The organism is Hymenobacter sediminicola, assembly GCF_014250515.1.
Classification (GTDB): Bacteria; Bacteroidota; Bacteroidia; order Cytophagales; family Hymenobacteraceae; genus Hymenobacter; species Hymenobacter sediminicola.
The window spans coordinates 2,945,126-2,956,881 of record NZ_CP060202.1 but is presented as its reverse complement, the minus strand read 5'-3'; the positions used below and the strand labels follow the sequence as shown (position 1 = coordinate 2,956,881).

Here is an 11,756-nt window from a genome sequence, read left to right as displayed (position 1 = left end):
CAATCTGTAGATTCAGCCCACTATTCCACTCACCTGCTCTACGCCATGACCCTTCCTATCTATCAGGTCGATGCTTTTTCGGCCCGGCCTTTTGCCGGCAACCCGGCCGCTGTGTGTCCTTTAAGCGAATGGCTGCCCGCCGAAACCATGCAGGCCATTGCCGCCGAAAACAACCTTGCCGAAACTGCCTTCTTCGTGCCCAGGCAGGGCCACGAGTACGAAATCCGGTGGTTTACGCCGGCAGTGGAAGTGGAGCTATGCGGACACGCCACGCTGGCATCCGCGCACGTGTTGCACCAGCATCTGGGGTTTCAGGGCGAGGAAATAGTGTTTCATTCGCAGAGCGGCCCGCTCCGGGTGCTGCGCGAAACTGACGGCCGCCTCACCCTGGACTTCCCCAGCCGGCCGCCTCAGCCTCTCGCGGGCCACCCCGATGGCCTCGCCGACGGCCTGCGGGCCACGCCGCTGCACGTGCTGGCTGGCCCCGACCTGATAGCCGTGTTCAACTCCGAAGCCGAAGTGCGTGCTTTGCGCCCCGACCAAGCGCGGCTGGCTCAGATAGAATACCGCGGCATCATTGCCACGGCCCCCGCCGCCGATCCGGAAACCGACTTCGTGTCGCGCTTTTTCGGTCCGCGGGTGGGCGTGCCCGAAGACCCGGTTACCGGCTCAGCGCATACCACGCTCATCCCGTATTGGGCCGCACGGCTGGGCAAAACCACGCTCAAAGCCCGGCAGGTATCGGCGCGAGGCGGGGAGTTGTGGTGTGAGCTGCTGGAAGAGCGGGTGCACATCAGCGGCTACGCCGTAACGTATCTGCGCGGAGAAATTGAGGTGTGAAACACCTGAAAGCAAAGCCCAATCAAGACGAAATGTAAAGAGCCGTTCGGAAGACAGTATCTGACTAAAACCAGATTACTGTCTTTAGAACGGCTCTTTTACTTTGGAAACGCCAAAGGCAACGTTTACCGTAACGCGACGCCTATTTTGAAGCCGGCCGGGACGTAGAAACCCGCATGGCCGTAGTCGGAAGGGCCGGACTGGTAGCGGCTGCCGCTTTCGGAGTCTGGGCTGTGGCTGCTCTGACTCATGCGCCACCCCACACCCGCGTACAGATCCAGAAACACCCGGCCCGGCGGCAGCGGTGCCTGATAGCCCAGCTGCGCCGATGCACCGTAACGGTTAATGGTTTCGGTACGCCGGATGTCGCGGTATTCGTAGCGCGGCAGGCCAGTCGGGTCTACAACCTCCGTCCAGCCCTGCTCGTCGCGCGAAACGGCGAAGTGCTGAAAAACAGGCCCTGCGCTGACGTACAACCCGGCCGGGTAGACTGCTTCTGCTGCGCATATATACCAGCGGTGCTGCACCTGCAGGCCGGCACCCCGCACCGATTCGTTGCGGGCAATGCGGCGGCTGGCGGCCTCCACATCGGGCTGCCCGGTGGGGCCGGTGTAGAGCTGGGGCGTGATGATGAAGCTATGGCGCGGCTGCTGATTCCAGCGCTTTTCCACTTCCAGCCAGTAGCCACTTACCACCACATGTTGCGGTGCTGCTTTCAGCAACAGGTTGAGCTGGAAAGTGCTTTCCTGCGCCGCCGCTGTACCCACCCGCAGCAGCAGGCCTCCAAGCACAAGGCAACGATAGAGCAGCATCAGGGCAGCGGCGTAATGGGCAGCAGGCTCAGTTGCTGCAGCGTAGTGCCGGTGTAGTTATACTGGTAGAGGCCAGCAGCGCCAATGGCCATGAGCGTGCCGCTATCCGGAATTACATCTACTACCTGTATCGGGAAGAATTGCTGCTGCGTGAGCACCGGGGCTTGGCTGGTATCAAACACCCTCAGCCCGTCACTGTCGCAGACAAATAGCTGGTTGCCATCTACGCCCAAGCCCTGTGGCCCGCTCATGGGGTACGTCTGGGCCAGACGCGGCTGGCTCATATTGTTCAGATCTATCACCTGGAGCTGATTGGACCCGCCGCCACAGTTGCGGCCGTTGCGCAGGGTCACATAAGCATAGCGGTTGTCTACCACCACTGGGTCGCAGCTTACTACGTGCTGGTAATACGCCACTTGCCGCGGCGACTGGGGCGTGGCCGCGTCGAAGATGTACATGCCGCGCTGCGTACCCAGGAACAGATAATGGTCTTTTGGGAAGATAGTTTCGACGCCAAACTGCAGCTGAATTTTTGTGCCGGGTGCCGGCTGGTTCGGATTTCCCAGGCTGAAAGGCCGCAGGCTTTGCTCGTCTACTGTGTAGAGCGTCTGGCCCAGAATGGCGAAGCGAGCCAGCGAGCCGCCTTTCCCGGTGGTTCCCGGCGCTGACGCAGTAGCCGTGGTATTGAAGGTCAGCCGGTCGTCAGGTCCTCCCCACCAAGTGCCTGGCCGCGGATTGATGGTATACGGAATCTTTACTTTCTGCCAGCCTACCACCACCGCGTTAGCCGGACGGTTTTCGGGGAAGCATTCGGAAGGCATGCCGGCCATTTCGGACATCGGCAGTTCACGGAAGGCGTCTCGTACTCGGCTCTGCACCTGCACGGCCGCCGGATTCGATATGTCAATCGTGACCAAGTCGGGCCCGTTGTCGGCATAGAGCAGGTTGCCTTTCACCGCAATATCTACGTTGCCAGGAATCCGGATGAAGCCGATGATGCGTGGCAGCGCCGGGTTTTGGTTGTCAATGATATGCACGCCTTCGTACCGCTCATTGATGAACAGGTAGCGGCCATATAGGTAGATTTTGCCGGTGTTGTGCATGGGCCGGGCCGCCAGGGACGCCACCGACTGCTCCAGCACCGCACGGTCCATGAGTTGCGGGCAGTAGCCGTCGTAGTAGGCGGTAGTGGGTTGGGGCTCGTCGTTGGAGCAGGACTGCGTGCCCAGCAGCAGTAACAGGCCAGACAGATAAGTAAAGATTTTGAGCATACACCGGTGATGATAAAAGTGGCAGATGAGTGTCGGGAAGCCAGACAATGTTTGGCCTCCTTCTCTCAGAGCCGCTATTCTGAGTAGAAGTTGCAATCCAATCAGAATATTTTACCAACCGGATATAATAGTGCCAGACACTCAGCGCACTTGCTCCCGCCCATAGCCGCCGCGCTCCACTACCTGCTCCACAAACATAGCCTTGCCCGGCACTGCCAGCAGCGCCCGATACATAGCGTTGGGCACGCCGGTGTAGCGCACCAGCCCGCCGTGGCGGTATTCGATTTCCAGCGTTTGGGTGGCTTCGTCGTAGCCAACGGCTTTGAGCGAGGTAGAGCGGATAGGGCGGCGCTGCATAGAAGTAACTAGCTGAAGTTGCTCAACAAGATACTCTTGGGAAACAGACTACAGCGCAGGCCGACAAGGAGAGTCAGGCCGCGGGTTTTTTGCGGGCCGGCGCCTTCTTGACCGTCGTGGTGGCGGCGAGCTTGCCGGGGTTATCGGCCAGAAACTTGCCCCAGCTTTTGCCGCCGGCTTTTACGTTGTTGCCCTTCTGGTAATGGTGGCACATGGCCACGGCCAGCGCATCGGTGGCATCCAGAAATTTGGGCGCTTCTTCCAGGGGTGGCAGTTTCAGGGTCTGGCGTAGCATGTGGGCCACCTGTTCCTTGGTGGCGTTGCCGGAGCCCGTTACCGACTGTTTTACCTTGGTCGGCGCGTATTCCACGTACGGAATCTGGCGGGCGAGGCAAGCGGCAATAGCCACGCCCTGTGCCCGGCCTAGCTTGAGCATACTCTGCACGTTCACCCCAAAAAACGGCGCTTCAATGGCCAGCTCATCGGGCAGAAACTCGTCAATCAGCTCGGTCATTCGCTCAAATATCTTCTTGAGCTTGAGGGCATGATTGGTGCCCAGCTTGCGCATATCAATAACGTCGTACTGGAGCATGCGCACGCGCTGGCCTTGCACCTCAATCACGGCATAGCCCATTATCTGCGTGCCGGGGTCGACACCCATAATGACTTTGGGCAGCAGATCGGTGGGGGCGAGGGGAAGAATCATGCGCGGTGGCGGGAGGAGAAGGGAAGGAGGTAGAGCTGTCGTTGATTTTCGTCGGTAACTTGCCGCATTCAACCGAATACCCTGCCGCCGTCTTGTCCACTCATCTACAAAACTACGTCCAAAAGCCGGAAGTTGCCGCCTCGCGGCGGCGCGGGTGGGTGGTGGCTGGCAAGCTGCTCATCACGGCCCTCACGCTGGGGCTGCTCTACCATTCGGTGTTTGCCGATGTGGCCACGGCGGCGGCCTGGCGTGGCCTGCTGGCGGCCACTTTCACGGGGGCCGGGCGCGGGCCGGTGTTGCTGGCGCTGGCGCTGGTGCCCGTAAACTGGGGGGTGGAGGCCTGGAAATGGTGGCGGCTGGCCCGGCATCTGGAGCCCGTGTCGTTCCGCCGCAGCTTTCGGGCGGTGCTGGTGGGCCTCACGCTGGGCTTCGTGACGCCCAACCGCGTCGGCGATTACGCCGGCCGCATCATCGAGCTGAAAAGCCGCCGCCTCGATGCGCTGGGCGCGGTGTTTATGGGCCGCTACGCCCAACTCGTCGTGACGGTGCTGGCAGGCACTGCCGGGCTGCTGTACTTTCTGCTGGCGTTTTATCTGGAAGGTTACGCGGCCTCCAGGCTAGGCGTGGTAGTAGCGGTGGCGCTGATAAACGCGGCGGTTTTGCTGCCGCTGTACCGCTCACGGCTGCTGCTGGCAGTGCTGTCGGCCATCAGGCCGTTGCGCCGGTTCCGCCGCTTCTTGGCCGTAATGCCTACGTATCCGGCCCACGCCATTCATGCGGTATTGGCGCTTTCGGGGCTGCGGTACGTGGTGTTTTGCGCGCAGTTTGGGCTGCTGCTGAAAGCTTACGGAACGCAGGCGCAGCTGCTGCCAGGCGCGGCGGCCGTGGCGGCCACGTTTCTGCTGAAGTCACTGGTGCCCTCGCTCAATGCCTTGGCCGATGTAGGTGTGCGCGAGCTGTCGGCTACGCACCTGTTTGGGCTGCTGGGCGAGCCGGCGCTGCCAGTACTCAGTGCCAGCCTTAGCCTCTGGATTCTCAACATTGCCCTGCCAAGCGCCGCCGGACTGGTATTTGTGCTGCGGCTAAAAGTGCTTCGCAAGCGCAATAATCCTTCTGCCAGCGCGACGTCGGCGGGAACCAGCCCCCGGGACCCGGCCGCATGAGCACGTGGCTGGGAATGTTGCTGCTGGCCGCGCCGGCTCTGTATGCGGCCCGGATGCTGGCGCTCCGCCGCGCCTGGGACCGGCTGCCGGTGCCTGTGCTGCCACCAACTGCAGCAAGTAGTACAGCCTCGCAGGGTGAGCCGCTGCGCTTCTCGGTAATTATAGCCGCCCGCAATGAAGCCGATAATCTGCCGCTGCTGCTGGCCGACCTCGCCTGCCAAACCTTACCCGCGCAGCAGTTTGAGGTGCTGATTGTCGATGACCATTCCACGGATGCCACAGCCACAGTAGCCGCTGCATTCAAGGTGCCGTTTGCATTACGTGTTATTCAACTGGCCGAGGTGCCGGGAGCCGACACCGGCAAGAAAGCTGCCCTGCAAGCCGCTCTGGCCCAGGCCCGCGCCCCCTGGATTGTCTGCACCGATGCCGACTGCCGACTGCACCCCGACTGGCTCCTTAGCTATGCCGCGCTGCAGGATGAAGTCGGACCGGAGGTGCGTTTCGTGAGCGGCCCGGTGCTGCTGACGGGGCCCGAAACACTGCTGCACAGCCTCTCCGGGCTGGAATTTGCCGGCCTGGTGGGTACGGGCGCGGCCAGCATAGGCGCCGACTTGCCCACAATGTGCAACGGCGCCAACCTAGCCTACCGCCGCGACGCTTTTGCGGCCGTAGCAGGCTTCGCCGGCAACGAGCACCTGGCCAGCGGCGACGACGAGTTTCTGATGCACAAGCTGCACGCGGCGTTTCCGGGCAGCATCCGATTTTTGAAGCATCCGGCGGCGCTGGTACGCACGGCCGGCCCGCCCACGCTGGCGGCACTGTTGCGGCAGCGGGTGCGCTGGGCCAGCAAGTGGCGGCACTACCGGCACTCAGCCTCGCAGCAGCTGGCGGTACTGGTGCTGCTGGCCAACTTAGCCCTAGCCGCCGGGGCGCTGGCCCTGCCGTGGCTACCGGCGCTGGCTCCCTGGGCGGCCACAGCCTGGCTGCTCAAGTTGGGCGCCGATGTATGGTTTCTGAGTCCGGTGCTGGCTTTTCTGGAGCGGCGGCGCTGGCTGTGGTGGGTGCCGGTGCTGCAGCTAGCCTATGCGCCCTATGCGCTGGCCGTGGGCCTGGCCGGGCTGCGCGGCGGCTACGTCTGGAAAGGCCGCGCTGTACGGTAGAAGCAGCAACAGCCAAGTCCACATGCGCCAATTTGGCTGGTTTAAGAGAGAAGTAAGCTACAGCTTTACCGTAGCTGTCAGCTGCTGATTACGTGAAAATTGAGCTCAACTCCATCCTCGCCCAGCGCGTGGCACCGGGCGGAAAAGCAGCAACGGGCTGAGCAGCTCGCACGGCTTTCAACCTGACCTGCCACTTGGCAACGTTCCCGGCATCGATTGCGCAAAGAAAGGCGTGTGAACCGGCGTTTTCCGCTCCGGAATGAGATACTATTGATAGATAGGTGCTTGCGCGCAACAGAAAGCAGGGAGTTGCCAGGCAGGGAGACAGAAAGCAGGAGTGGGGCCGGGAGCAACTTGTTGGAATCCAGCCGAACAAGCATCTATAGCCGCTCTCAATCTTTCCACTACCCATAAATTCCCATGAATAAACTACTACTCTTCCTCCTGCTGGCTCTGCTGCTGGCCGGGCCGGGCAGCCGCGCCCAGACGCCCGGCGCCACTTTTGGCCTGTTTGGCTACGCAGGTACTACTACGGGCACTACTGGCGGCGCGGGCGGCACTTCTGTTACCGTGAACACCGGTACCGCCCTGCAGGCAGCCATCAACAGCAAAGGCGCGCAGCCACTTACCATCTACATCAACGGCACCATCACGCCCGCCAATTCGCCGGGCCTCGACAAGATTGAGGTCAAGAACAAAAACGATATTTCCATCATCGGCTTCGCGACACTGGGTGAGTTCAATGGCATTGGCATTAAGGTATTTCGGGCCAACAATATCATTCTGCAGAACCTGAAAGTACACCACGTGCTGGCTTCTTTCGGCGACGGCGACTGTATCAGCATCGAGGGGCCGGCCAGCCACGTGTGGGTGGACCACTGCGAGCTGTACAATGTGTACCAGGGCACCGGCGTGGACGACTACGACGGCCTGCTGGACGCCAAATCCGACTGCGAGTATCTGACCTTTTCCTGGAACTACCTCCACGACGCCTGGAAAGCCAGCCTGATGGGCTTCACGGATACCGACAACTTCGACCGTAAAATCACCTACCACCACAACCGCTTCGAGAACATCAACTCCCGGCTGCCCCTGTTTCGCTTCGGCAGCGGCCACGTGTTCAACAACTACTACAAAGACATTGCCTCTACCTGTATCAATCCGCGCATGGGGGCCTGCGTGAAAATCGAGAACAACTACTTCGACAACGCCCGCAACCCTTACGTGACGGCTTACAGCGCCCAGGACGGATTCGGAGACGTGTCGGGAAATGTGCTGGTGAACAGCCCATTCGTGTATGCCTCCGACGTGCGCGTGCTGCCCGTCTGCACTGCCACCATCCCTTATGCGTATGCCAGCGTGCTGAACCCGGCCGCCGATGTGCCGGCGCTGGTGCTAGCCAATGCCGGCATCGGGATAGTAGGCCCTACGCTGGCCCCGGGCACGTTTCAGGTGAGTACGGCGGTAGTTGGGCAGGGGAGTGTAAGCCCGGCCAGCGGCGTCTACAACCAAGGTCAGCTGCTGACGCTGACCGCCACGCCGGCTTCCGGCTGGCAGTTCGCGGGCTGGTCCGGCGACACTACGGCTACCACCAACCCGCTCACGTTTCCGGTGCGCCGCAGCCGCGCCCTCACCGCCACTTTCACGCAAAGCACCACGCCGGGCGCACCGGGTAGTCTAGTCCGCATCGAGGACTCGGCTTTGCCGGCCACGGGCCTGTGCAGCTTCGATGGAGTGGTGAGCACCAACAGCGGCGCCGACAACGGCTCGGTTATCAACCTGACCAATTCCAGCGGGCGGGGTATCACCTGGAAAGTAGAAGTGGCGCCGGCAGGACTCTATCAGCTTAAATGGCGCTACGTGAACAGCAGTGCTTCTTCGGCTTTCACGGCGAAGCTAAGCATTAACGGCACGGAAGTAAACCCAGCTGTACCGTTCCCGCGCACTTCTAACAGCACCACTTTTGCGCTGACCACGCTGGACGTGACACTGGGACCGGGCGTCAACGAAATCAGACTGGAAACCACCCAGACGGCTTCTTTCGCGGATATCGACTGGCTGGAGGTTTCAGGTACGCGCTTGGTGGCTGCCAACTGTGCCAGTGCGGTGGGTACCATCACCGGCGTGCTGCCCGTGAAGACCCCGCGCGGCGCGCCGGCCGTGGTGCAGGTCTACCCAAATCCCGGCAAATCGGCCTTTACGTTCGATGTGACGCTGCGCCGCGCCGGCCACGTGCAGGCTGCGCTTTACTCCGCTACCGGCGCAAAAGTAGCCGACCTGCTGCCCGGTGGCAAGCTGCTGCCCGCTGGTACGCATCAACTGCTTTACCAGAATACGACGCTGCCCGCTGGCGTGTACTACTACATACTGGAAACCGGCTACGAAACCTGTTCGGGCAAGCTGCTGGTGGAATAGCCCTCGGGCAGCAAGATGAGAAAAGAGGGCGCTGTACAAATTGGCGTCCTCTTTTTTATGCGTTACTAGCTGTTGAAAAGGGGCTTTTCGGCTTTGCTTTATCAGGTTACGCGCTGTATTCGCCCCAGAAACAAGGCACTACTATAATTGAGTGAGGCCATGAATCGAAACGGGTACTGGCACATATCGGCGGATACCGGCCGGGCTGCTACCTTTGGGTACTATTCCTGCCGTTTGCTTCGTTGCCCGTGACTGACCCCCAATTCGATATTCTCGACGAGCTGTACTTCGTCACTTCCTTCCGCGACCTGAGCCAGAAAACCCGGCTGCCGGCCGCTGAGCTGACCCAGCACCTGCGCGGTCTGCTGGAGCAGGGGCTCATCCGCAGCTTCTGGCCCGACCCCGATACCGAGCTGGCCTACGAGGAAAGCTCCTTCGGTGCTCTGAGCCAGGACTGCTTTTTCCTGGCTTCCAAGGAAGGCCTGCTTCAGCACAATACCCGCTAGTCGTGGCCGGGCCTGTTGTTTCTGCTGCTCCCGTAGCCAGCGCGCCGGCCGCCCGGCCGCCGGGCTACTACGTACGCCAGCGCCTGCTCCAGAACCGACCTGCCATGGCCGGGCTGGGATTTATTGTGCTGTGTGCTCTGATTGGGGTGCTGGGCTATTGGGTACTGCCCGACAACTCGCCCAACGCCAACAACAGCCTTGTACAGCTGCAGAAGGAAGCACCCGGCTTTCAGGCCACGGTATTGCGTATGCCCATGCCGGACTCGGCCCGCGCCGCTTCCGACAACATCTTCCACACCTGGCTCTACGGCCGTGCGCCGCGCTACCAGGAAGTGCCCATTGGCGGTTACCGCATTCAGGGCGACTCCGTTTTCATAGCTCCCTATAAGAACCATTCGGCCCTGGCCGATGCGCCCCGGCACTATTCGCTGGCGCAGGTAGCGGGCCGAAGCGGGCCGGCGGCCGAGTTGCGCCGCATAGTGGAGCAGGAGCGCATCACGAAGCGCACCTACTGGCTGGGTACCGACAAATCGGGGCGGGACGAGCTGAGCCGGCTGCTGCTGGGCACCCGCGTGAGCCTGGGCATCGGACTGGTGGCCGTGTTGATTTCGGTGGTGCTGGGCATGGCCATTGGGGCCGTGGCTGGCTACGTGGGCGGCTGGGTTGATAGCCTGTTGCTGGGCCTGATGACCGTGGTGTGGAGCATTCCGGGCATTATGCTGGTCATTGCCATTTCCCTGGTCCTCGACAGCAAAGGCGTCTGGACGTCGTTTGTGGCTGTGGGCCTTACCATGTGGGTAGATGTAGCCCGCGTGGTGCGCGGCCAGATGCTGAGTCTGCGCGAGAAAACCTTTGTGGAAGCCGGCCGCGTGCTGGGTTTGCCGCAAAGCCGCCTCATCATCCGGCATCTGCTGCCCAACATGACCGGTCCGCTCATCGTCATTGCAACCAGTAACTTCGCGGCGGCTATTCTGCTCGAAGCCGGGTTAAGCTTCTTGGGCCTGGGCGTGCAGCCACCCTCGCCTTCATGGGGCCTGATGGTGAATGAAGGGTTTCAGCTGCTGGGTACCGAAGCCGGCCTGTGGCTGACTCTGCTGCCAGGCTTGGCTATCAGCCTGCTGGTGCTTAGCTTCAACCTGCTTGGCAATGGCCTGCGCGACGCCTACGACCCCAAAACGCCACTGGGTAGCTGAGTGCCTGATTCGCCAGATTAGCTACTCATTAGCACATATTGCTCAGCCCGACTTTTACACCGTTCTTCCAACTCGATTATGCCCCATTCCGCACTCACTCCTGAAAAACGACTCTTCCTCAAGGACCGGGAGCTAGGGGCACTGCTGGAAATTACGCAGGCCATCAACCAAGACCACGGCGAAGGGGCGCTGTACAAAATCTTTCACTTCACGTTGCTCGGCCAGCTCAATATCCGGCGGCTGGTGCTATATGTGAAAGAGGAAGGGGAGTGGCAATGTGTGGTTTCCTTCGGGGCCAACCTGCCTGATTTCCGCCGAATCGACCTGCCAGAAGCCGTAGTGCGGACCTGCATGGGCCCGGCGTGCGCCGTGGCGGAACTGCCGCTGGGGCCCGAGTGGGAACTGCTTGAAACGGTGATTCCGGTGGTCCGCAACGACGAGGTAATGGCCTACGTGTTCATCGGCAATATGCACGATGACTACGCCAGCGGCGAAGCGGCTAAGTTTCTAGAAACCCTGAGTAATATTCTGCTTGGCGCTATCGAAAACCGGCGCCTAGGCCGCCAGCGTATCGCCGCTGCGGCCATGCGCAAGGAAATCGAAATTGCGCAGGAGGTGCAGGCCATGCTGTTTCCGCGCAAGCTGCCCAATGATGCGCACGTGGCTGTGGCCGCGTCCTACGTACCTCACACCGCCGTGGGCGGCGACTACTACGATGTGGTAGATATTGATACCAACCGCTTCCTGTTTTGCGTGGCCGACGTATCGGGTAAAGGCGTGGCGGCCTCGCTGCTGATGTCGAACTTCCAGGCCGGCTTGCGCACGCTGCTACGCCAGCAGGTAGACCTGGCCACTATTGCGCAGGAGCTCAACAACCTGATTTTCCGCAACTCCGGTGGCGACAAGTTCATTACCGTGTTTTTTGGCATCTACGACAAGGCCACACGACGCCTGCAATACGTGAATGCCGGCCACAACGACCCGCTGCTCGTGTTCGATTCGGGCGAGGTGAGGCGCCTCAAAGAAGGCAGCATCATGCTGGGCGTCATGGATGAGCTACCGCTACTGAAAGTAGGGGAAGTGCACATTGAAGGCCGCGCGCTGCTGCTCAACTACACTGATGGCCTAACGGAAGTATTCGATTCGGAGCAGGAAGAATTTGGCGAGGAAGGCATCCTGCGCATTCTGGACCAAAACCGTTACCTGCCCCTCAAGCGCCTGCACGAAGAACTGCTGACTGCCATCCGCAGCTTCAATATCAACGACAACCAGTTTGCTGACGACGTGACTATCCTCAGCTGCCGCTTCAAGTAAGGCATCCGCTGATTGATGA

11 protein-coding genes are annotated in these 11,756 nt (G+C 61.0%); 7 read left to right on the top strand and 4 right to left on the bottom strand.

Annotated elements, in window-relative coordinates:
* Positions 1-45: 45 nt before the first annotated feature.
* Entirely contained in the window at positions 46-840 is a 795-nt protein-coding gene (locus H4317_RS12615; protein WP_185886951.1) for a PhzF family phenazine biosynthesis protein, read from the top strand.
* 125 nt (positions 841-965) lie between these two features.
* On the opposite strand, the gene H4317_RS12610 is transcribed toward H4317_RS12615, so the two are convergent.
* The 4 genes from H4317_RS12610 to ruvC all read right to left on the bottom strand — a co-directional run bounded on the left by H4317_RS12610 (position 966) and on the right by ruvC (position 3,986).
* Positions 966-1,652 (bottom strand): hypothetical protein, encoded by a 687-nt coding sequence (locus tag H4317_RS12610; RefSeq protein WP_185886950.1) that lies wholly within the window; start codon positions 1,650-1,652, stop codon positions 966-968.
* The gene (locus H4317_RS12605) at positions 1,652-2,923 is read right to left on the bottom strand and encodes an LVIVD repeat-containing protein (protein WP_185886949.1); all 1,272 of its coding nucleotides are present in this window, start codon (positions 2,921-2,923) and stop codon (positions 1,652-1,654) included. Before H4317_RS12605 ends, H4317_RS12610 begins: the two co-directional genes overlap by 1 nt.
* A 141-nt stretch (positions 2,924-3,064) precedes the next feature.
* The gene (locus H4317_RS12600) at positions 3,065-3,280 is read right to left on the bottom strand and encodes a KTSC domain-containing protein (RefSeq protein WP_185886948.1); all 216 of its coding nucleotides are present in this window, start codon (positions 3,278-3,280) and stop codon (positions 3,065-3,067) included.
* A gap of 73 nt (positions 3,281-3,353) precedes the next feature.
* Positions 3,354-3,986, bottom strand: coding sequence for a crossover junction endodeoxyribonuclease RuvC (gene ruvC / locus H4317_RS12595; protein WP_185886947.1), 633 nt, complete (start codon positions 3,984-3,986; stop codon positions 3,354-3,356).
* Positions 3,987-4,078: 92 nt separating this feature from the next.
* Here ruvC and H4317_RS12590 point away from each other — a divergent pair, with 92 nt between their 5' ends.
* The 6 genes from H4317_RS12590 (at position 4,079) to H4317_RS12565 (ending at position 11,737) form a co-directional block, all read left to right on the top strand.
* Positions 4,079-5,149 carry a lysylphosphatidylglycerol synthase transmembrane domain-containing protein gene (locus H4317_RS12590; protein ID WP_185886946.1) on the top strand — a complete coding sequence of 357 codons (1,071 nt, stop codon included), beginning with the start codon at positions 4,079-4,081 and terminating at the stop codon, positions 5,147-5,149.
* Positions 5,146-6,309 carry a glycosyltransferase gene (locus H4317_RS12585; protein ID WP_185886945.1) on the top strand — a complete coding sequence of 388 codons (1,164 nt, stop codon included), beginning with the start codon at positions 5,146-5,148 and terminating at the stop codon, positions 6,307-6,309. Before H4317_RS12590 ends, H4317_RS12585 begins: the two co-directional genes overlap by 4 nt.
* Positions 6,310-6,729: 420 nt before the next feature.
* Positions 6,730-8,724 carry a pectate lyase family protein gene (locus H4317_RS12580; protein ID WP_185886944.1) on the top strand — a complete coding sequence of 665 codons (1,995 nt, stop codon included), beginning with the start codon at positions 6,730-6,732 and terminating at the stop codon, positions 8,722-8,724.
* 248 nt (positions 8,725-8,972) lie between these two features.
* Positions 8,973-9,230, top strand: a complete 258-nt coding sequence (locus H4317_RS12575) for a helix-turn-helix domain-containing protein (protein WP_185886943.1) — start codon at positions 8,973-8,975, stop codon at positions 9,228-9,230.
* Between the two features lie 2 nt (positions 9,231-9,232).
* Positions 9,233-10,423: an ABC transporter permease gene (locus H4317_RS19400; RefSeq protein WP_185886942.1), complete on the top strand. Its 1,191-nt coding sequence runs from the start codon at positions 9,233-9,235 to the stop codon at positions 10,421-10,423.
* Positions 10,424-10,501: 78 nt separating this feature from the next.
* On the top strand, positions 10,502-11,737 hold the full coding sequence (locus H4317_RS12565) for a PP2C family protein-serine/threonine phosphatase (protein WP_185886941.1): 1,236 nt from the start codon (positions 10,502-10,504) through the stop codon (positions 11,735-11,737).
* Positions 11,738-11,756 lie beyond the last annotated feature (19 nt).